Origin of the sequence: Streptomyces nymphaeiformis, assembly GCF_014203895.1 — a bacterium.
GTDB lineage: Bacteria > Actinomycetota > Actinomycetes > Streptomycetales > Streptomycetaceae > Streptomyces > Streptomyces nymphaeiformis.
Genome location: NZ_JACHJY010000007.1, coordinates 268432 through 287817, shown reverse-complemented (window position 1 = coordinate 287817; position 19386 = coordinate 268432). Strand labels below are relative to the sequence as shown.

19 protein-coding genes are annotated in these 19386 nt (G+C 74.7%); 8 read left to right on the top strand and 11 right to left on the bottom strand.

Annotation, left to right across the window (positions count from 1 at the left end; genetic code table 11):
* Window positions 1-73 precede the first annotated feature (73 nt).
* From GGE06_RS24700 to GGE06_RS24685, 4 genes are all read right to left on the bottom strand, one after another.
* On the bottom strand, window positions 74-1732 hold the full coding sequence (locus GGE06_RS24700; RefSeq protein ID WP_184931740.1) for an acyl-CoA dehydrogenase family protein: 1659 nt from the start codon (window positions 1730-1732) through the stop codon (window positions 74-76).
* Entirely contained in the window at window positions 1716-2333 is a 618-nt protein-coding gene (locus GGE06_RS24695; RefSeq protein WP_116164319.1) for a TetR/AcrR family transcriptional regulator, read from the bottom strand. Before GGE06_RS24695 ends, GGE06_RS24700 begins: the two co-directional genes overlap by 17 nt.
* A 73-nt stretch (window positions 2334-2406) precedes the next feature.
* The gene (locus GGE06_RS24690; RefSeq protein ID WP_184931739.1) at window positions 2407-2925 is read right to left on the bottom strand and encodes a hemerythrin domain-containing protein; all 519 of its coding nucleotides are present in this window, start codon (window positions 2923-2925) and stop codon (window positions 2407-2409) included.
* A gap of 83 nt (window positions 2926-3008) precedes the next feature.
* Window positions 3009-3593 carry a TMEM165/GDT1 family protein gene (locus tag GGE06_RS24685; protein WP_116164323.1) on the bottom strand — a complete coding sequence of 195 codons (585 nt, stop codon included), beginning with the start codon at window positions 3591-3593 and terminating at the stop codon, window positions 3009-3011.
* A 304-nt stretch (window positions 3594-3897) separates the two neighbouring features.
* Between GGE06_RS24685 and GGE06_RS24680 the strand changes: the two genes are divergently transcribed.
* From GGE06_RS24680 to GGE06_RS24665, 4 genes are all read left to right on the top strand, one after another.
* Window positions 3898-4491 carry a TetR/AcrR family transcriptional regulator gene (locus GGE06_RS24680; protein ID WP_246532725.1) on the top strand — a complete coding sequence of 198 codons (594 nt, stop codon included), beginning with the start codon at window positions 3898-3900 and terminating at the stop codon, window positions 4489-4491.
* Window positions 4488-5906 (top strand): MFS transporter, encoded by a 1419-nt coding sequence (locus GGE06_RS24675; protein ID WP_184931737.1) that lies wholly within the window; start codon window positions 4488-4490, stop codon window positions 5904-5906. Before GGE06_RS24680 ends, GGE06_RS24675 begins: the two co-directional genes overlap by 4 nt.
* 1 nt (window position 5907) lies before the next feature.
* Window positions 5908-7020: a PP2C family protein-serine/threonine phosphatase gene (locus tag GGE06_RS24670; RefSeq protein ID WP_116164329.1), complete on the top strand. Its 1113-nt coding sequence runs from the start codon at window positions 5908-5910 to the stop codon at window positions 7018-7020.
* A gap of 203 nt (window positions 7021-7223) precedes the next feature.
* On the top strand, window positions 7224-9125 hold the full coding sequence (locus tag GGE06_RS24665) for a CocE/NonD family hydrolase C-terminal non-catalytic domain-containing protein (RefSeq protein ID WP_246532724.1): 1902 nt from the start codon (window positions 7224-7226) through the stop codon (window positions 9123-9125).
* Window positions 9126-9167: 42 nt separating this feature from the next.
* On the opposite strand, the gene GGE06_RS24660 is transcribed toward GGE06_RS24665, so the two are convergent.
* The 6 genes from GGE06_RS24660 to GGE06_RS24635 all read right to left on the bottom strand — a co-directional run bounded on the left by GGE06_RS24660 (window position 9168) and on the right by GGE06_RS24635 (window position 15420).
* A complete protein-coding gene (locus tag GGE06_RS24660; protein WP_184931735.1) occupies window positions 9168-10532 on the bottom strand; it encodes an NtaA/DmoA family FMN-dependent monooxygenase in 1365 nt (454 codons plus the stop codon).
* On the bottom strand, window positions 10529-11650 hold the full coding sequence (locus GGE06_RS24655; RefSeq protein WP_184931734.1) for an LLM class flavin-dependent oxidoreductase: 1122 nt from the start codon (window positions 11648-11650) through the stop codon (window positions 10529-10531). The genes GGE06_RS24660 and GGE06_RS24655 overlap by 4 nt, the downstream gene beginning before the upstream one ends.
* 486 nt (window positions 11651-12136) lie before the next feature.
* A complete protein-coding gene (locus tag GGE06_RS24650; protein WP_181924785.1) occupies window positions 12137-12724 on the bottom strand; it encodes a nucleosidase in 588 nt (195 codons plus the stop codon).
* A gap of 49 nt (window positions 12725-12773) precedes the next feature.
* Window positions 12774-12983, bottom strand: a complete 210-nt coding sequence (locus GGE06_RS24645; RefSeq protein ID WP_116164339.1) for a helix-hairpin-helix domain-containing protein — start codon at window positions 12981-12983, stop codon at window positions 12774-12776.
* 128 nt (window positions 12984-13111) lie between these two features.
* Window positions 13112-14461: a VWA domain-containing protein gene (locus GGE06_RS24640; RefSeq protein WP_184931946.1), complete on the bottom strand. Its 1350-nt coding sequence runs from the start codon at window positions 14459-14461 to the stop codon at window positions 13112-13114.
* Between the two features lie 89 nt (window positions 14462-14550).
* Window positions 14551-15420, bottom strand: a complete 870-nt coding sequence (locus tag GGE06_RS24635) for an AAA family ATPase (RefSeq protein WP_116164341.1) — start codon at window positions 15418-15420, stop codon at window positions 14551-14553.
* Between the two features lie 181 nt (window positions 15421-15601).
* On the opposite strand from GGE06_RS24635, the gene GGE06_RS24630 reads away from it, so the two are divergent.
* Together GGE06_RS24630 and GGE06_RS24625 are read left to right on the top strand one after the other, a co-directional pair.
* Window positions 15602-16807 (top strand): PP2C family protein-serine/threonine phosphatase, encoded by a 1206-nt coding sequence (locus GGE06_RS24630; RefSeq protein ID WP_312883275.1) that lies wholly within the window; start codon window positions 15602-15604, stop codon window positions 16805-16807.
* 136 nt (window positions 16808-16943) lie between these two features.
* The gene (locus GGE06_RS24625) at window positions 16944-17309 is read left to right on the top strand and encodes a luciferase domain-containing protein (protein WP_220378561.1); all 366 of its coding nucleotides are present in this window, start codon (window positions 16944-16946) and stop codon (window positions 17307-17309) included.
* A 7-nt stretch (window positions 17310-17316) separates the two neighbouring features.
* Here the strand turns inward: GGE06_RS24625 and GGE06_RS24620 are convergent, their stop codons facing one another.
* Window positions 17317-17808, bottom strand: coding sequence for a PaaI family thioesterase (locus GGE06_RS24620; RefSeq protein ID WP_184931732.1), 492 nt, complete (start codon window positions 17806-17808; stop codon window positions 17317-17319).
* A 98-nt stretch (window positions 17809-17906) separates the two neighbouring features.
* Here GGE06_RS24620 and GGE06_RS24615 point away from each other — a divergent pair, with 98 nt between their 5' ends.
* Entirely contained in the window at window positions 17907-18383 is a 477-nt protein-coding gene (locus tag GGE06_RS24615) for a winged helix-turn-helix transcriptional regulator (protein ID WP_184931731.1), read from the top strand.
* Between the two features lie 142 nt (window positions 18384-18525).
* A complete protein-coding gene (locus tag GGE06_RS24610) occupies window positions 18526-19383 on the top strand; it encodes a YhjD/YihY/BrkB family envelope integrity protein (protein ID WP_116164351.1) in 858 nt (285 codons plus the stop codon).
* The last annotated feature ends 3 nt before the right edge of the window (window positions 19384-19386 follow it).

Below are 19386 nucleotides of genomic sequence, written 5' to 3'. Positions count from 1 at the left end.
GAGTGACGCTAGGCGTGAAGTAGGTCAGATCCTGTCCGACACGAAGGAACCCCGGGGGACGCCGTGGGATCGGTCAGGCCGGCGTGCTCACCGCGTCCGGGCCGCTCCGCGCGATGATGGCCGCCGTGTCCACACCCGCCGGCAGCGTCCCGAAGGCGAGGCCCCGGTCCCCGGCCAGGCGCGAGGCGCAGAACGCGTCCGCGATCGCCGGGTGGCCGTGCCGGACGAGCAGCGAACCCTGGAGGACCAGGGCGAGGCGCTCGACGAGCCGCCGTGCCCCGTACGCCACGGCCTCCGGGTCGCCGAGCCCCGCGAGGTCCTTGCGGAGGCCCGCGACCGCCGCGTCGAGCCGCCGGTCGGCGCCCGCGCCCCGGTCGACCTCCGCGAAGTACGCCTCCACCGCCTCCGGCTGACGGACCATCGCCCGCAGCACGTCGAGCGCGGCGACGTTCCCGGAGCCCTCCCAGATCGACGGCAGCGGCGACTCCCGGTAGAGCCTCGGCAGGCCCGAGTCCTCCACGTAGCCGTTGCCGCCGAGGCATTCGAGCGCCTCGGCCGCGTGCGCGGGCGCCCGCTTGCACACCCAGTACTTGGTGACCGCGAGCCCGAGCCGGCGCAGCTGCTCCTCCTCGGCGTCACCGCGCGCCGCCCGGTCCACCGCACCGGCGAGCCGCAGCGACGCGACCGTCGCGGCCTCCGCCTCCACCGCCAGGTCCGCGAGCACGTTCCGCATCAGCGGCTGGTCCGCGAGCCGCGCCCCGAACGCCTCGCGGTGCGTGGCGTGGTGCACGGCCTGCACGAGCCCGAGCCGCATGCCGGAGGCCGAGCTGATGGCGCAGTCGAGCCGCGTCATGTTGACCATCCGGATGATGGTCGCCACCCCGCGCCCCTCCTCGCCGACCAGGGTGCCGAGGGCGCCCTCGTACTCGATCTCGGAGGAGGCGTTGGACCGGTTGCCCAGCTTGTCCTTGAGGCGCTGGAACCGGACCGCGTTGCGGGTGCCGTCGGGCAGCACCCGGGGCACCAGGAAGCAGGACAGGCCGCCGGGGGCCTGCGCGAGGGTGAGGAAGACGTCCGACATCGGCGCCGAGGTGAACCACTTGTGGCCGGTCAGCGCGTACTGCCCGGGCTCGCCCGTCGGCACCGCCCGGGTCGTGTTCGCCCGGACGTCCGAGCCGCCCTGCTTCTCGGTCATCGACATCCCGGCGATGATCCCGCGCTTCTCCGTCGGCACCCGCAGCCCGAAGTCGTACGAGGAGGAGGTCAGCAGCGGCTCGTACACCCCGGCGAGCTCCGGCTGGACGCGCAGCGCGGGCACCGCCGCGTACGTCATGGAGACGGGACACAGGTGTCCGGCGTCGGCCTGCCCCCACACGAACACCTTGGCCGCGCGCGCCACGTGTGCGCCCGGCCGCTCGTCGCGCCAGGGAGCACCGTGCAGCCCGTACCGGACGGCCGTGTCCATCAGTTCGTGCCAGTACGGATGGAACTCGACCTCGTCGATCCGGTGCCCGTGCCGGTCGTGGGTGTGCAGGACGGGGGAGTGGCGCTCGGCGAGCCGCCCCCACTCCTGGGCCTCCTCGCCTCCCGCCTTCGCACCGAGCTCGCGGACCTCGGCCTCGGCCCAGCCCGCGCCCTCGCGGCGCAGCGCCTCCAGGAGCGCGGGATCGGCGGAGACGTCGTAACCGGTCAGCGGCGGTACCTGGTTGGTGACCTCATGCGTGGGCGGCATCGGGAACTCCCAGAGCTCTCAGGGTGAACGTGACGAGTGCGGGTACGGTCTCGGGCCCCACGGACCCCTCCGCCAGCGGCCCGACGAGCGCCTCCGCGCCCGCCCCGACCAGCGCCGAGGCCGTCAGGACCGCGTCCTGCGGCGGCAGTTCGCCCGAGCGCACGCCCTCCTCGACGCGCGCGGCGAACACGTCCCGGAACGCGCGCCGGAACACGAGCCGCTCCGCGTCCACGGCCGGGTCGACCGGTTCGGCGAGCAGCGCGTAGGCCAGGCGCGGCGACTTCAGGGCCCGCTGGGCGAAGGTCTCGATCACGGCGACCACCCGCTCGGCCGCCGATCCGTGCCCGGGGTGCCCGGCCGCCTCGGAGACGGCCGCGACCTCCCGGCTCACCACCGTCCGGAACAGCTCGACGGAGAGTTCGGCCTTGCTCGGGAAGTGGCGGTACACGCTGCCCGTGGCGATTCCGGCGCGCGCGGCGACGGCGGCCATCGTGCAGCCCGCGTACCCCTGCTCGGCGAGCAGTCCGAGGGCGGCGTCGACGACCGAGCCGCGCTGGGCGTCGAGCCGGGCCTGGACGGCGGGGGTGCGTCGGTAGGGCATGGAAGGAGTGAAGCAGTGATTCATTGCTTCATCAAGAGGCCGGACGAGGATGCCCGCCCGGCACCGCCGATGGTCAGCCGCCGGTCAGGTCGCGGAGCGCGAAGTCGTCCGGCAGCGGGGTGCCGAGCTCGTTCAGGGCCGAGACGAGCTTCTTCTCCTCGTACGTGAAGTGCGACTGCACCAGCGCGACGAGACCGTCCAGTTCGCCGCGCACCCGCCGTACCTCCGCCGGGTCCGGGTCGGTCCCCGGCTCGGCCGGGAGCGTGTCGAGGAGTTCCTGGAGGCGGACCAGGATCTCCTCCACCTGCACGTGGTCGCGGGCCAGTTCGTCGAGCACGGGCCGCAGCGCCGGATGCGTCTCGGCGAGGACGGGGAAGACGCCCTGGTCCTCGGCGGTGTGGTGGCGGGTGAGCGCGGTGCAGAAGGCGAGGCAGCGCGCGCGGAGGTTGCGGGGGCGGGCGCCGCCGCCGGAGAGGAAGGAGTCGAGGTCCTCGCGGAGGCGGGCGAGCTCCTCGCGGAGCCAGAGGTGCACGTCGACGAGCTGGTTCCCGAACGCCGCGAGGCGGTCGGCCGGTTCGGAGGTGGTGGACATGCGTCGCATGATTCCACCGGCCCCTGAACGGCGCACGCCCCTTCCCGGAGCGGGAAGGGGCGTGCGCCGGGGCGGGTGGCCGCTCAGCCGGTGAAGACCTCGGTCAGGGACCAGATCGCAAGGCCCGCCATGCAGACGCCGCCGATGCGCTGCACGGTCTTGAGCGGGACGCGCTTGGCGATGAAGCGACCCGCGATCAGGGCGAGGGCGGAGACCGTCGTCAGGGCGGCGAAGGAGCCGATCGCCGTCGACCAGGTGCCGTTGGTGGCGGCCAGGTTGGCGGTGGTGATCTGGGTCAGGTCGCCCCACTCGCTGATGAAGACGGCCATGAACGCGGTCGAGAAGACGGGCCAGAAGCCGCTGACCGTCCGGCCGCCCTCGTCGGCCTCGTCGTCGTCGCCCCCGCCGCGCAGCAGCATGAACGCGCCGAAGCCGAACATCAGGGCCGAGACCAGCTTGACCGTCCAGCCCGGGAGCAGCCCGAGCAGGCTGCCGGCGCCCACCGCGATGGCGACGTGGGCCAGGAAGGCGGTGGAGGTGCCGATCCACACGTACAGCGGACGCATGCGCGTGCCCATGGCGAGGGACGCGAACATCGTCTTGTCGGGAAGCTCGGCGAGGAAGATCAGCCCGAAGGCGGTGAGGATCGCCAAGGGGTCGAGGTGCATACCGGGGCTCTCTGCTCGGTCCGGGCCCCGCGGCTCCGCACGACACCTCGGTGGGCGACGGGAGGACCACTCGGCCCGGCATGACGGACCACGCCCACGAGAACGCGGACGTGGCTGTTGCCTGGCCGAAGGTCTCGCCCGTCCGCGTCGTACGCGGACCCGGTCACCGGGAACCCGGGGGTTCCAGTGTGTCGACGACCGGTTCGCAGGGCTACTCCCCTTCGCTGTCGCCCAGTGTAACGGATCGCGGCGCGAAGTCGGGTAGACACTGTCTACTCGATCTTGATAGACAGTGTCTATGCCCTTGCACGAGAACGCTTCCGAAGACACCCGCGAGGACGGACTGCGCGTCCGGCTCGTCCGGGTCGGCGTCGAGCTGGTGAACGCCGAAGGCGCCCAGGCCCTCTCCCTGCGCGAGATCGCCCGCCGCGCCGGCGTCTCCCACGGAGCCCCGCGGCGGTACTTCCCGACCCACCTGGACCTGCTGTCCGCCATCGCCCGCCAGGGCTTCGCCGAACTCGCCGCGCGCGTCGCCGAGGAGGACCCCGAGGGGGCCCCGGCGCGCGAGCGGATCGAGGTGCTCGCCCGGGTCTACCTCGACTACGCCGACACCCGGCGCGGCATGTACGAGCTGATGTTCCGGCACGACCTGCTGGAGAGCGGCCGGCTCGGACTGCGCGAGACCAGCCTGCCGCTCTTCGCCCACCTCGTCGGACTCGTCGCCCGAGTCCGCCCGGCGGCCGACCCCGCCGTCCTCGCCGGCGCCCTCTGGGCCAACCTGCACGGCATCGCCCAGCTCTGGCACTGGGGCAGCCTCCGCCTCGCCACCGGCGGCGACGACCCGGGCCCCCTCCTGGCCGCCGCCCTCGACGCCCACCTCGGGGGTGCCGCCCGGTGAACCGCACCCTCGCCTGCAGCGTCGTCGGCGCCGCCGTCGTCGCCCTCGACGGCACCGTCCTGACCGTCGCCCAGCCCGCCCTCCAACGCGACCTGCACGCCCAGGTCGGCCAGGTGCAGTGGACCAGCACCGGCTACCTCGTCGCCGTCGCGAGCCTCCTCGTCCTCGCGGGCCGCCTCGGCGACCGGTACGGCCACCGCCGGGTCTTCGCCGTCGGCGCCCTCGGCTTCGCCGCCGCCTCCACCGGGATCGCCCTGGCACCCGGCATCGGCGCCGTGATCGCTCTGCGCGTGCTCCAGGGCGTCTGCGGGGCGCTCCTCCAGCCCGCCACCCTCGGCATGCTCCGCACCGCCTTCCCGCCCGAGCGGCTCGCGACCCCGATCGCCGTCCGCACCGCCGCCATCGGCCTCGCCGCCGCGACCGGCCCCGTCATCGGCGGCGCCCTGGTCTCCTCGTACGGCTGGCGCGCGGTCTTCCTCCTCGGAGTGCCCCCGACCCTGGCGATCGGGCTGCTGGCCCTGACAACGCGGGACGACCGCCCGGCGCACGCGCCCGAACGCCCGAAGTCCCGCCCCGCCGGGCTCGACCCGCTCGGCGCCCTCCTGCTCGCCGCCGCGCTCGGGCTGCTCGTTCACGGGCTCGACCAGGCGTCCCGCCCCGGAGGCGGCGGGACCGCCCTGCTCGCCTGCGGCGCGGCCCTCGCCGCCGGGGCGGCCTTCGCGCGGCACGAGCGGCGGGTCGTGGACCCCCTGCTGCCCCCGGCGCTGCTCCGGAGCGTGCCGGTCGTCGCGGGGCTCGCCGTGCTCCTCGCGGCCTCGGCCGCCCTCTCCGGCGCGCTCTTCGTGGTCACGTACTTCCTCCAGGACGTCCAGGGGCTCGACCCCCTCGCCTGCGCGCTGCGCTTCCTCCCCCTCGCCGTCCTCATGGTCCCCGGCGCGCTGCTCTGCCCGTCGCTCCAGCGCCGCTTCGGGCCCCGGCGCACCGCGACCACCGGGGCCGCGCTGCTCGCGCTCGGGGTCACGCTGCTCTCCCGACTCGACGAGACGGCCGGCGCGGCCGCCGTCGGCGGTGCGTCCGCGCTCATCGGCGCCGGGTTCGTCACGCTCATGGTCACCGCGACCTCCGTCGTCGTGCACCGCGCCCCCGAGGCCCACGCCGGCGTCGCCGGCGGCCTCCAGCAGACGGTGATGAACGTCGGCCCCGCGCTCGGCGTCGCCACCGCGACCCTGCTCCTCGCCCTCGTCCCGGACGGCGGCTTCGTACCGGCCCGGGGCGCCGCCCTCCCGGCCCTGGCGGCCATCGCCGCGCTCGCCCTCCCCGCCGCGCTCGCCCTCCCCGGCCGCCCGGACCGCGGCGGGACACGCCCGGAGCCCGCGCCACCCGGGCGCCGCCGACAGCCCTGCGTACGATCATGAGATGCCCGCAGCCGGTCACCGCCCGCCTCCCGGCACGGCGACGCGCACCCAGTTCAACCTCGGTCGCGCCCTGCCCTTCCTGGTCCTGGCCCTGACGGTCCTCGCCGACCTGCTCACCCCGGACCGGGAGCGCTTCGACCGGCTCCTCGTCGCCGCACCCGCGCTCGCCGCCGTCACCTGGAGCGTGCGCGGGACCATCGGCATCGGGCTGCTCGCCATGGCCGCCCGCTTGCTCCTCAACCCCACCAGGGACGTGACGTCCCCCTCCGAGCTCCTCGCCAGCGAGGCCGTCATCGCCGCCGCGACCGCCGTCGCGGCCTGGGTCAGCCGGGTCAGGACCCGCTACGAGCGGGACCTGCAGGAGGTCACCGCCGTCGCCGAGGTCGTCCAGCGGGTCGTCCTGCGCCCGCTGCCCGAGCGCCTCGGCCGCTTCGAACTGCATCTGCTGTACGTCGCGGCCGCGGCCAAGGCGAGGATCGGAGGCGACTTCTACGAGGCCGTCAGGATCCCCGGCGCGGTGCGCGTCATGCTCGGCGACGTCCAGGGCAAGGGCCTCGGCGCCGTCGAGACCGCCTCCGTCCTGCTCGGCTCCTTCCGCGCCGCCGTCAACGAGGCGCGCGACCTCGCGGACCTCGCGGACCGGCTCGACGAGGGCCTCGCCCGCTACGGCGCCTGGGACCCGGACTCCGACGCCGCCGAACGCTTCGCCACCGTGGTCCTGGTGGAGCTCCCCGACGGCCGTGACGTCGCACGGCTCCTCAGCTGCGGCCACCCCGCCCCGCTGCTCCAGCGCAGGAGCGGCGTCGAGCCCGTGCACTTCGCCGACCCCTCCCTGCCGGTCAACCTCGCGGGCCTCGCCGACAACCACCACCGGATCGAGGAGGTGCCCTTCGGCCCGGGCGACCGGCTGCTCCTCTACACCGACGGCGTCAGCGAGACCCGCGACCGGGCCGGCACCTTCTACCCGTTGGAGCTGCGCCTGCGCGGCTGGGCCCGGCAGCCGGCCGCGGAGCTTCCCGAGCTCCTCCACCGCGACCTCGCCGCCTACGGGGCGGGCGGCCTCGACGACGACGTGGCCGCCGTCCTCGTGGTCCGCCCGCCGGAGACCGCCTGACGCGACCGCGCCGGACCCACCGGAGCCGCCCGACGGGCGCCGGCCGTGACCTCCCGAACCACCCGCAGGGGGCGGCTTGTGCCGTTGACGCCCGGTTGCGCGTCCTGTGCGCCGTTCGTGCGCTCTGGTCGCTCCGTTCCCGGTACGTGAGGCTTGCGACCGTCCGCAGAGCGGACCGCCGGCAGCCCAGTCGAGAGGAACGGATGCACGTGCCCCAGGCCAGTCCCTTCGCCAACGGATCGTCCGAAGAATTCCCCGGCTTCCCGGGCATCACGGCGGGCCTCACCGCGGCCGAGGCCTCCCGCCTCTCCGGCCGCGGCCTCTGGGCCCCCGACGGCACCGTCGACCCCGACGTCGTCCGGCTCGGCCAGACCCTCACGACCGCGCTCCTGAACGGCACCGGCGAAGGACCCGAGGCCCTGCTCCCCGCCGAACTCGCCGCGGACGTCGAGGAGGTACGGAGCCGCGCCCTGCCCGCGTACCACCGCATCGAGGCCACGGACGGCATCCGGCTCTCCGCCCTCAGCCTCCGGCAGCTCGGCCCCGGCCCCCACCCGCTGGTGGTCGTCCCGGCCGGCTGGACCCCCTTCGGCTGGCCGCTGTTCCTCCGGGCGTACCTCGACCTGGCCCGCAGGGGCCACCACGTCCTCGCCTACACGCCCCGCGGCCTCGGCATCCCCGGACTGCCCTCCACCTCCGAGGGCTTCGTCGACGTCGCGGGACCCCACGACTGGGCCGACGGCTCCGCCGTCATCGACTTCGCGACCGATCACCTCGCCCCGAGCGCGATCGGCTTCCTCGGCGAGTCCTACGGCTCCGGCATCAGCCAGCTCGTCGCCGCCCACGACGACCGCGTCACCGCCGTCGTCGCCCTCAGCACCTGGGGCAACCTCGCCACCAGCCTCTACGACCACGGCACCCGCCACCTCGCGGCCGTGAAGGCACTCCTGGCGCTCACCGGCGGCCCGGTGGAGACCAAGTTCGACGCGAGGAACCAGGAGGTCCTCGCCGACTTCCTGGCCGACCGGAACCTCGACCGGGTCGTCGAATGGGGCCGGCTGCGCGCCCCCGAGTCGTACCTCCACCTCACCAACGACAACGAGACCCCGACCTTCTTCTCGAACACCTGGCACGAGGGCCTCTTCGCCGTCAACCAGCTCCTGCGGACCTTCGAGGGCCTCGACGTCCCCAAGCGGCTCAACCTCTGGATCGGCGACCACGCCGCCCCCGAGGGCCCGGGACTCGTCGGCACGGAGCCCGGAAGACCGAACCTCCCCCTGGCCGAGGCGTACGCCTGGCTCGACCACCACCTCAAGGGCGAGCGCAACGGGGTGGAGGACTGGGAACAGGTCTGCAACGAGGTCATGTTCACGTACGTCACCGCACCCGTCCTGGACCCCGGCACGGGCGAGCCGACCGGCGAGCGCCGCATCGTCGAGGAGGCCCGCCGGGAGAGCCGCGCCGACTGGAGCCGGGTCACGGCGGGTGTCGAGGTCCTCGGCCTCACCGGCGACGGCGCGGGCGGCACCGACGGCCGGCTCCTGCCCGCGGGCGAGACGTCGGCGCCCTCGGAGGTCACCGGCTGGCGCCGCGCGTACCTCGCGGGCGTGGACACCGAGGCCACCGTCATGGACGGCCTCATGAAGACCGGCCAGGCGGAACGGGCCGGCAGCCCCAAGACCTACGACACCCGCAAGATCGACCGCCGGCACGCCGTCGTCTGGACCACCGCCCCGCTCACCGCCCCGGAGGGCGAGGGCACGGCCGGCCGCCGGATCCGCGGGGTGCCGCGCCTGCGCCTCACGGTCCGCTCCACGGCCGCCTCCGCCTGCCTCGTCGCCCACCTCTTCGACGTCGCCGAGGACGGCACGGCCCGGATCATCACCCACGAGCCGCTCAGCGTGTACGGGCTGACGCCCGACCAGGACCGCACCGTGACCTGGAGGCTCCAGGCCGCCGCGTACGACATCGACACGGGACACCGTCTGATGCTGGTCGTCGACAGCAAGGACCCGCTGTACGGCGACGCATCCGTCACGTGGACGCAGACCGTCGTCAGCTCTCCGCAGGACGCGCCGGCCTTCCTGGAACTGCCGCTGGGGTGAAGCCGCAGGAGCCGAGGCGGTGTCCCCGCCCCGGCCCCCGTGTCAGACCGCCGGCGCGAGCCCCAGGTGCTCCCGGAGCGTCGTGCCCGTGTACGCCGTCCGGTACACGCCCCGCTCCTGGAGCTCCGGCACGAGCAGGTCGACGATGTCGTCGAGTCCGTCCGGCACCAGGTACGGCGAGATGTTGAAGCCGTCGACGGCGCCGTGCCGGGCGAACCGGGCGAACTCCTCCGCGAGTCCGGCCGGGGTGCCGACGTGACCGCGCTGCGGACCGAGCTCGATGACCGTCTCGCGCAGGGACCAGCCGTTGGCGTCGGCCTTCGCCCGCCACTCGGCCACGGTGTCCAGGGTCTCGCCCAGCTGACGGGTGCCGAACTTCCCGTCGTACTCGGCGACCACCGGGTCCTCGGCCGGCAGCGGCCCGTCCGCGTCCCGCCCGGACAGGTCGAAGCCCCACAGCCGGCTCGCGATGCCCAGCGCGACGGCGGGCGTGACCTGCTCCAGGCGGACCCAGCGGGCCTTCTCCTCCGCCTCCTTCTCGGTGGCCCCGATGACGATCTCCGTGCCCGGCAGGATCCGCAGGGCGTCCTCCGGCCGCCCGGCCGCCCGCAGCCGGCCCCGGACGTCCTCGGCGAAGGCCAGCGCGTCGTCGAAGTCCGTACCGTGCGCGGAGAAGATCACGTCCGCGTTGCGGGCCGCGAAGTCCCGGCCCTCGCCGGAGTCGCCCGCCTGGAAGATCACCGGATGCCCCTGTGCGCTGCGCGGCAGGGTCGGCGCCAGATCGACGTCGAAGTGGTCGGTCCGCGACCGTACGCGTCCCACCGCACCCGGCACCGACCAGGAACGGGCGTCGGCGGAAGCGGCGACGGCGCCCTCCGCCCAGCCGTTCCACACGGCCCGCGCGACCGTGAGGAACTCCTCGGCGCGCCGGTACCGGTCGGCGTGGTCGAGGAAGCCGCCGCGGCGGAAGTTCTCGCCGGTCCAGGCGTTGTGCGTGGTCACCACGTTCCAGCCGGCGCGGCCGCCGGAGAGCAGGTCGAGACCCGCGAGCCGCCGGGCGAGGTCGCCGGGCTCGTTGAAGGTCGTGTTGGACGTCGAGACGAGACCGATCCGCTCGGTCGCGGCGGCGAGCGCGGAGAGCTGGGTGATCGAGTCCGGCCGGCCGGCGACGTCCAGCTCGTGGATGCCGCCCTCCGACTCGCGCAGCCGCAGGCCGTCCCCGAGGAAGAACGCGTCGAAGAGCCCGCGCTCGGCGGTCCTCGCCACCTTCAGGAAGGTCGCCGGATCGATCTGGGAGCCGCTGGAGGGGTCCGACCAGATCGTCCAGTGGTTGACGCCCTGGAAGAACACCCCGAAGTGCAGCCGGGCGTCCGGGCGGGGAACGTCGTTCGCGTCGGTTCGGGTCATCGGGTCTCCTCCCGGACGGGCGTGGCGGCGCCGTCGGTCGTGAAGCGGCTGAGGGGCCGGGGGAGGCCCAGGGAGGTACGCAGGGTGGTGCCCGGCAGCGGGCGGGCGGCGAGGCGGCGGACGAACAGCTCGGGCAGCACGAGACGGGACAGCACCGCCAGGTCCTCGTCGAGGACGAGCGGTCGTAGCCGCACGCCGTCGACCTGTCCGGCGAGCTCCGCCAGGAGGTCCACCAGACCCGCCGCGGGGCCGGTGTACCGCAGCCGGTTCGGGCCGGGCTGCCAGGGGGAGTACCGCTCCAGGTCGGCGATCCGCTCCCGGGCCGACTCACCGGGGGTGTCGAGGGCGACCTCGACCTCGGCGAACGCGAGCGGCGCGCCGGCCGCCCTCGCGGCCTCTCCCGCCTCGGCGGGCGTCGCCCCGCCGACCAGCGCCACGTCGGCGAGACCGGCCGGGACGAGCCCCGGGCGGGCGAGGACCACGGGACGGCCCTGCGGCGGACGCGGCACGATCGACGGGCCCTTCACGGAGTACGTCTCCCCGACGAAGTCGACCGCGTGGAGCCGCGACCGGTCCAGATAGCGACTCGTGGCCACCGACCGGATCACCGCGTCGTCCTCCCACGAGTCCCACAGGTCCCGTACGACACGGAGGCCGTCACGGGCCTCACGGGCGAGCGCGTCCGCGCCCTCGACGACCGGCCGTCCCCAGGCGCGCGCGGCGGCTGGATCCTCCTCGGCCCCCACCACCCAGCCGGCCCGGCCGGCCGAGACGTGGTCGAGCGAGGCGAGCTGCGAGGAGACGTGGAACGGCTCGGCGTACGTGGTCGCCACGACCGGCGCCACGCCGAGGACGCTCGTCGACGCGGCCACGAACGCGGCCCGTTCCACGGCGCCGATCCGTCCCACGGGACCGGAGCCGCCGTCGGCCCCGGGCGGGAGGATCGAGTCCTCCAGGGTGACCAGGGTGAACCCGGCGTTCTCGGCGACGGCCGCCACCCGGGCGAGCCGACGCGGGGTCAGCAGTTCGCCGGGGGAGTGGGCGGCACGGCGCCACGCGGCCGGATGGGCACCGTCGCCGTCGATCTCGACGGCCAGGTGCAGGGCAGGGCGGGGCATGGGAGTCCTTCCGAACGACAGGGACGCGCGACGGCACGGCAGCGGTGCGGGGCACGGCTGCAGGGGGCCGGGCGACGGGACGTCACGGGACGCGCGGACCCACGCGGGGCGGGGTCAGGCGCGAGGGGAAGGACAGATGGCCGAGGAGGTGCGGCAGAAGTCGACGTGCCGGCGGCAGACCAGGCGGGCACGCGAACGGGCGGGGGCGTGCGCGGTGGTGATCACTGCGAGCACGTGAGCCTCCCCCCGGTTCCGGTCCCGTCCGGATGCGGGACGGGGACGCCTCACCTTAGGCAGGCGGCATTCCACGCTGTCAAGGCCGTTCCGGGCGGCGGGACGGCAGGACGGGGGAGGGGAGTCGGGGCGGAGGCCTGCCGAGGACGGTTCGTCCATCGGTGCCGGGCCGGGCCGGGCCGGGCCGGATCGTTTCGGTGTCCCGGCCCGGCGCACGTGAACCCGGGGTCCGCGTTCCGTCTCGCGGAGGGCTCAGGAGCGGTAGTGCGGGGTGTTCGCCTCCGCCCAGTCGGCCAGCGCCCGCGCGCACTCGGCGACCGATTCGCGCCAGGTGCGCGCCGCGCCGTCACCGGCCTCGTCGCTGACGTGCTTCACGATGCGCAGCGGCACCCCGGCGAGCTCGGCCGCCGTGGCCAGCGCGTACCCCTCCATGTCGACGAGCGGCGCGCGCACCGCGAGCCGGGCGCGGGCCGCCTCGTCCGAGACGAACGTGTCCCCGGTGGCCAGGACCACGTCACCGCCGTCGGGCAGCGTCAGCGGGGCCCCGTACGTCTCGCCGGTCAGCGTGGCGAGCAGCTCGCCGTCCAGGTCGTGCTGGACCACGGTGCCGACGACGTGCGTCCCGGTCCAGCCCGGCCGCAGGGCCCCGGCCGTCCCGAGGTTCACGATCCCGGACGGCTTCGGGCCCCGGCCGAGGACGCTCGCCAGGGCGGTCGCCGCGTTGACCTTGCCCATGCCGGTGAGCAGGACGGGCAGCTCCGTGTCGAGGAACTGCGCCTCCTCCTTGACGGCGAGGACGAACAGCGGGCGGTCGGCCGTGATCTCTCCCAAGAGTTCCATGGAGGCCACGCTAGTTCGAGGGCCCGCCCCTCGTACAACCGGCCGGTGCTCAGCCCAGCGAAAGACCCTGCTCCGCGAGCGCCTCGCCGAGCACCCGAAGGGCCTTCGGGCCCACTCCGTGCAGGGCCGCGAGCTCGGCGGCGGGCACGTCGGCGAGCTGGGCGAGTGTGGTGTACCCGGCGGCGACGAGCGCGCGCGTCGCGGGCGCGCCGATCCCGCGCGGGAGGTCGGTCTCGGGTAGGTCGGATCCGTTGGCCATGGACCGATCGTGCCACGCTGGGGAGCCGGGAGCCGGGAGCCGGGAGCCGGGAGCCGGGAGCCGGTCTCCGGTCTCCGGTCGATGGTCAACGGTCGACGGGATGGGGCGGGGGAGCGGAGCCCCGGTGCTCACACCGGGAGCAGCCGGCCGATCAGCGCCCCCAGCTGGCGGGCGTTCCGGCACGGGCGCATCTCCACGAGATCGGCGTACGCCGGCGCCACCGAGTCGCCGGTGCCCCAGAGCGAGGGCTGCTCGGGGTTGAGCCAGTGGACCCGGCGGGCACGGTCCGCGATGAGACGCAGCGCCGAGAGGTTCGGGTCGGCACCGTTCGTACGGGCGTCGCCGAGGACGAAGACCACCGTGCGCGGGCCGACCGCCTCCGCGTACCGCTCGGCGAACTCCCCGAGCGCCGTCCCGTAGTCGCTCTGCCCGTGCCACCCGGTGAGCTCCGCCTCCGCGAGGATGCGGTCGCCCAGCCCCGCGGGGTCCGCCGCGCCCCGCGCGATCAGCCCGGTCACCTCGTCCACCCGGTTGACGAACGCGAAGACCCGTACCCGGCTGAACTGGTCGTGCAAGGCCTGCACGAGCAGCATCGTGAACTGCGCGAAGCCCGCCACCGACCCCGACACGTCGCACAGCAGGACCAGTTCGGGACGGCGGGGGCGACGTCGTCGCAGGACCGGCCGCACCGGCACGCCCCCGGTCGACAGCGAGCCGCGCAGGGTCCGCCGCAGATCGATCTCCCCGCGCGCCGCCCGGCGCCGCCGCGCCGCGAGCCGGGTGGCCAGTTTCCGCGCCAGCGGCCGTACCGTACGCCGCAGCTCGTCCAGCTGCGCCCGCCCGGCCAGCAGGAAGTCCACGCCGTCCGCCGTCCCCGCGACCGCCCGCCGCGCGACCCGGTCACGGCCCTGCCGCTCGGCGACGCGCCGCCGGGCCTCGGTCCGCACCCGTTCGCGGAAGGCCTCGATACGCCGCCGGATCTCGTCGTCGAGGAGCCGCTCGGTGAACTCGGGGTCCTCGGCCGTGGCCGCCGCCCGCAGCCGGTCGCGCACCCGGGCGAGCAGCGTCTCGGGCCGCAGCCGGGAGAGCGTCTGGTACGAGGACCAGCCGTCCGACTCCGGACCGGAGCCGTAGCCGCCGAACCCGCCCACCGCCTCGGCGGCAAGCCGGTCGAGCGCGGCGCCGTCCCCGGCGGTGAGGGCCTCCGCCAGCCGGTCCCGGAGCGCGGCGAGGTCCGTGGCGGTGTTCTCGTACGCCTCGGCCGACTCCGGAGCGGCGCCGAGCGGGAAGTACAGGTCGAAGACCTGGTCGAACACCGTTCGCTGGCCCTCTCCGTGGAGCAGCGTCGCCGCCAGCGCCTCCCGGACGCGCTCCCGGTCGGCGAAGCCGACGGCTTCGAGGGCCAGCCCCGCGTCCACGGTCTCACCGGTCCCGATCCCGAACCCGTGCGCACGCAGCGCCGCGACGAGCCCGGTGATCCGCGCGACGGCCCCGGAGGTGCCGGCCGCGTCCGCCGGGCTTCCCGCAGCCCCGGCCGTACCCACCGGGCCCGCGCCGTCCGCCCGGCTCACACCGCGTCCAGGTCGAGCTTGGCCGCCGCCTTCACGATGTCCTCCCGGTGCTTGAGGAGGACGCCGAGGGTCTCCCGTACGACCCGCTCGTCCAGCCGGTCCGCGCCGAGCGCGAGCAGCGTGCGGGCCCAGTCGATCGTCTCCGACACGGACGGCACCTTCCGCAGGTCCATCGCCCGCAGCGCCCCCACGACCCGGACGACGGACGCGGCGAGGGCGGCGTCGAGGCCGGGGACCTTGAGGGTCACGATCCGGCGTTCCAGCTCCTCCTCGGGGAAGCCGATGTGCAGGAAGAGACAGCGCCGGCGCAGCGCCTCGGACAGCTCGCGGCTCGCGTTCGAGGTGAGCACGGTGAACGGCCGTCGCGTCGCGGTGATCGTGCCGAGTTCGGGCACGGTCACCTGGAAGTCGCCGAGGACCTCCAGGAGCAGCCCCTCCACCTCGACGTCGGCCTTGTCGGTCTCGTCGATGAGCAGCACCGTCGGCTCCTCGGACCGGATGGCGGTGAGCAGCGGCCGGGGGAGCAGGAACTCCTCGCCGAAGATGTCCGTCCGGGTCTCGTCCCAGGTCTCGCCCCGCCCTGCCGTGATGCGCAGCAGCTGCTTGGCGTGGTTCCACTCGTACAGCGCGCGGGACTCGTCGACGCCCTCGTAGCACTGCAGCCGGACCAGGCGCGCGCCCGTGACCGCGGTGACGGCCTTGGCGAGCTCCGTCTTGCCGACGCCGGCCGGGCCCTCGACGAGCAGCGGCTTGCCCAGCCGGTCGGCGAGGAACACGGTGGTGGCCACGGCCGGCGACGCCAGGTAGCCGGTCGTGGCGAGCCGTTCGGCGACGTCGTCGACGGAGGTGAAGAATCCGGTCGTCATGGCTGTCCCCCCGGGAAGCGAAAACTCTTACTGGCCAGTAGCCTCAGGTGTACTTGATCAGATCGGCCACCGGCGCACAACCGTCCCGCGAGAGCCCCGTGCCGCGCGTGTGACGCCGGGCGCTGGTGCAATGGGGGGACCGGGTGTGGCACCCGGATGCCCGCACGGCGGTGGAGGTGTCGTGACGGAACGGGACGAGGCCCTCCTGACCAGGGCACGCGCCCTTGAGCAGGCGATCGGCGAGATCGGCACGACGCTCGACGAGACGACCACGTGCCGCGAACTCGCGTCCCTGCTCGCCCGCCACCTGCACGGCTCCGTCACGGTCGACCTCCTCGACGAACCGGGAGGCCCGATCCGCCGGGTGGCGTTGGCGGGAGCGGCCGGCGCCGGGATCGGCAGCACGGCGCCGACGGCCGCCACCGGCGGCGGCAGGGCCGCCACGCGCAGCGACAAGGCCACCGGCGGCAGCAGGCCTCTCGCACCCGGCGCCGGCGCCGACACGGCCCCCAGCCTCGCCGTACCCCTCGCCGTCCCCGGTGGGCGACCCATGGGCACCGTCATCGTCAGACGGGGCGGGCCCGGGTTCTCCGCCGACGAGGTCGCGGTGCTCCAGCACGTGGCCCGGCTCGCCGCCCGGCACCTCGGTCACGCCCGCCGGCTCGCCGCCACCGAGGACACCGCCCTCCACCTCCAGCGCGCCCTCGTCGCCGAACCGGGCCGGCCGCACCCCAACCTGGAGGTCGCGGGCAGCTACCTTCCGGCAGGCCCGCGCGCGCTCGTCGGCGGCGACTGGTTCGAGACCGTACGCCTTCACTACGGCCGCAGCCTCCTCGTCGTGGGCGACGTGATGGGCCACGGCCTCGACGCGGCCGTCGACATGAACGCCTACCGCGCCGCGCTCCGCGAGGTCGCCTCGACCGATCTGCCGCCGCACCGGGTGCTGCGCCACCTCGACTCGGTGGTCGCCGAGGACGACGCCCGCCGCCCCGCCACCTGTCTGCTCGTCCAGGTCGATCCGTCCCGCGGCACCGCGACCTTCGCCAACGCCGGGCACCTGCCGCCCGCCGTGTTCGGCGCGGACGGCTCCGCGGAGCTCGTCGACCTCCCGGTGGGACCGCCGCTGGGCACCGGCGTCGGAGGCTACGAACCCACCACGCGCCCGCTCACCCCCGACGAGACCCTGCTGATCTTCACCGACGGCCTCGTCGAACGCCGCGGGGAGGACATCGACGTGTCGCTCGCCCGTCTCGCCGCCCTCCGGCTCCCCGGGGACTGCGGCCCCGAGCGGGTCGTCGAGGAGGTGCTCCGGCGCCTCGACGCGCACCACGCGGAGGACGACGTCGCCGTCCTCGCGGCCCGCGTCCGTGCCCGCCCCGGACCGTGACACCGAGTCACATCCTTCCCGCGCGCTGCCGTGACGCACGGTCACACCACCCCCGCCGACGACCTGTTTTGCGCCGCGGCGGGATTGTTGCGGCAGGACGCTTGTGCACGGCCCCCGCGCCCGGCACGCTCCTCGTATGAACACGGCCAGGCATGCCAGTGAACGTCTGATGAGCTGGCCCTCGCTGACCCCCGGCCGCGCCCATTGCGGCGCCGAGCTCGGACTGGGCACCGGGACGCAGGAGATCGTCCACTTCCACGGCGAGCACGAGGCGGACGTCCACCTCACCCGCGCCATGGTCGCGAAGCTGCGCCCGGCGCTCCTCGGGTCGAGCGCGGTCCGGCTGCGGGCCGGATCCGGCTGGGTGACGGTCCGTCTGGACATGGGCTCGGACATCGACCTGCTCGCCACCTTGGTGAGTGCCGCCCTCCAGGCCAGCGGTGTCCCGGATGTGGCTCCGGACGGCTGCACCCGCACCCGCCCGGCCCCCGGCAGCCGCTGAAAGACGGCTACGAAGGAACCGGGAAGAGCATGCAGGTGCTCGTCGCGTGAGCGAGGAGCCGGTCCTCCGCGTCGTACAGGCCCGCCTCCGCGAGGGCCGTGCGGCGCCCCTGTGAGAGGACCGTGCCCACGGCCCGGATCTTGCCCGTGTCCATCGTGACCGGGCGGAGGAACCGGGTCGACAGGTCGAGCGAGGTGTACGCCATGCCGCGCGGGAGCGTGCTGTGCACCGCGCAGCCGGCGGCCGAGTCGAGCAGCGTCGCGTAGACCCCGCCGTGCACGCTCCCGATCGGGTTGTAGTGCTCCTCGCCCGGTTCCATCGCGAACACGGCGCGCCCCGGCTCGACCTCCTCCAGGGTGAAGCCGAGCAGGGCGGCTATCGGCGGCCCGGGCAGCCGTCCCGCCACCATCTCCCGCAGGAAGTCGATGCCCTCCATCGACATCGCGGCCCGCGCGGTGGCCCCGGCGTCCTCCCACTCGACCGTGCGTGACCGCCCCATCACCACTCCACTCCGCTCACCAGCTGACTCTGTACAGCGAAGCTAGCTTCCGTGTCGGCTGACTGTCAACGGCAGAGCCAGGTGGCTACAGTGGGCGGATGAACTGGCTGGAGACGGATACGGAGAACTGCCCGGTCCGCCGCGCACTGGACGTCGTGGGCGAGAAATGGAGCCTGCTCATCCTGCGCGAGGCCTTCAACGGCGTCCGCCGGTACGACGAGTTCCGCCAGCACCTCGGCCTCTCGGAGGCCGTCCTCGCCGACCGGCTCCGCAAACTCGTCGCCGCCGGCGTCCTGCGCAGCGAGCCCTACCGCGAACCCGGCGCCCGCACCCGCCACGAGTACCGGCTCACCCGCAAGGGCGTCGACCTCTGGCCCGTGCTCCTCGCCCTCAAGCAGTGGGGCGACACCCACGCCGCCGAGCCCGAGGGCCCGGTCCTCGACATCCGGCACACCGACTGCGGCGCCCCCGTCCGCGTCGTCGTCCAGTGCGAGGGCGAGGAGCGGGCCGTCCTCTCACCCCGCGACGTCACCGTCCGCCCGGGCCCGGCCGCCCGCCCGCGCCACGCCGGCTGACGGTCCACCACACACCCACCCGCGCCGGCCGACGCCCCACCACAGACCCGCCCGCTCCCCTCCCATCGCCGCGCCTGCTCACGTCATCCGTTCGGCCGCATCCCTGCGATGCGCCGGCGCCCGGCCGGGTACTTCACCAGGCATGCCCTCCACACCCGGTCCGCCGCGCGACGGTGCCCCCGACGAACACGGCCACTGGTTCGCGCGGCTCCACGCGCGCGTGCTCGCCTCCTCCGTCGGCCTCGCCTGGAGCCGCGGCCGGGCCATGGAACTCATGCACCGCGCCATGGGCTTCGCGGCGCTCAGCCTGCTCACCCTCGTCCCGCTGCTCATCGTCGTCGCCGCGGCCGACCTCGCCAGCGGCAAGGGCTTCGCCCGCTGGCTCGTGCAGGGCCTCGGCGTGTCCGACGTCTCCGAGGAGCAGGTCGAGCGGCTCTTCGGCCAGCCGGGACAGGCCCTGCAACGCACCACCGCCTTCGGCCTCGCCGCCCTCGCCGCCTTCGGCGTCACCTTCGGATCCGCCGTACAGACCGGGTACGAGCGGGTCTGGGACCTCCCCACCGCCCGCTGGCACACCATGTGGCGGCACGTCGTCTGGCTCGCGGTCCTCGTCGCGGCCCTGCTGCTCTTCGTCGCCTTCCCCGCACCCGACCGGGCGCCCGCCGGCGTCACCGTCGTCGTCGCCCTCGGCGACGTCCTCGGCACCTTCGTCTTCTTCTGGTGGTCGCAGCGCTTCCTGCTCTGCGGCCGCATCCGCTGGCGCGCCCTCGCCCCCGGCGCCGTCCTCACCGCGCTCGGCCTGCTCGGGCTGCGGATCTTCTCGCAGCTCGTCTTCTCCCCGCTGATCGCCTCGAACGCCGTGACGTACGGCCAGTTCGGCACGGTCCTCGTCCTGCAGTCCTGGCTCGTCGGCGTCGGCTTCGTCGTGTACGGAGGCGCCCTCGCCGGGCGCCTCGTCCACGAGCACCTCGTCCGCCGCCGGCTGCGGCGCTCCCTGTGACCG

Excerpts from the sequence above, each read along its gene's own strand:
- GGE06_RS24700 (WP_184931740.1), bottom strand. The coding sequence starts at position 1,732 with ATGCCGCCCACGCATGAGGTCACCAACCAGGTACCGCCGCTGACCGGT.
- GGE06_RS24695 (WP_116164319.1), bottom strand. The coding sequence starts at position 2,333 with ATGCCCTACCGACGCACCCCCGCCGTCCAGGCCCGGCTCGACGCCCAG.
- GGE06_RS24690 (WP_184931739.1), bottom strand. The coding sequence starts at position 2,925 with ATGTCCACCACCTCCGAACCGGCCGACCGCCTCGCGGCGTTCGGGAAC.
- GGE06_RS24685 (WP_116164323.1), bottom strand. The coding sequence starts at position 3,593 with ATGCACCTCGACCCCTTGGCGATCCTCACCGCCTTCGGGCTGATCTTC.
- GGE06_RS24670 (WP_116164329.1), top strand. The coding sequence starts at position 5,908 with ATGCCCGCAGCCGGTCACCGCCCGCCTCCCGGCACGGCGACGCGCACC.
- GGE06_RS24665 (WP_246532724.1), top strand. The coding sequence starts at position 7,224 with ATGCACGTGCCCCAGGCCAGTCCCTTCGCCAACGGATCGTCCGAAGAA.
- GGE06_RS24660 (WP_184931735.1), bottom strand. The coding sequence starts at position 10,532 with ATGACCCGAACCGACGCGAACGACGTTCCCCGCCCGGACGCCCGGCTG.
- GGE06_RS24655 (WP_184931734.1), bottom strand. The coding sequence starts at position 11,650 with ATGCCCCGCCCTGCCCTGCACCTGGCCGTCGAGATCGACGGCGACGGT.
- GGE06_RS24650 (WP_181924785.1), bottom strand. The coding sequence starts at position 12,724 with ATGGAACTCTTGGGAGAGATCACGGCCGACCGCCCGCTGTTCGTCCTC.
- GGE06_RS24645 (WP_116164339.1), bottom strand. The coding sequence starts at position 12,983 with ATGGCCAACGGATCCGACCTACCCGAGACCGACCTCCCGCGCGGGATC.
- GGE06_RS24635 (WP_116164341.1), bottom strand. The coding sequence starts at position 15,420 with ATGACGACCGGATTCTTCACCTCCGTCGACGACGTCGCCGAACGGCTC.
- GGE06_RS24625 (WP_220378561.1), top strand. The coding sequence starts at position 16,944 with ATGAACACGGCCAGGCATGCCAGTGAACGTCTGATGAGCTGGCCCTCG.
- GGE06_RS24620 (WP_184931732.1), bottom strand. The coding sequence starts at position 17,808 with ATGGGGCGGTCACGCACGGTCGAGTGGGAGGACGCCGGGGCCACCGCG.
- GGE06_RS24615 (WP_184931731.1), top strand. The coding sequence starts at position 17,907 with ATGAACTGGCTGGAGACGGATACGGAGAACTGCCCGGTCCGCCGCGCA.
- GGE06_RS24610 (WP_116164351.1), top strand. The coding sequence starts at position 18,526 with ATGCCCTCCACACCCGGTCCGCCGCGCGACGGTGCCCCCGACGAACAC.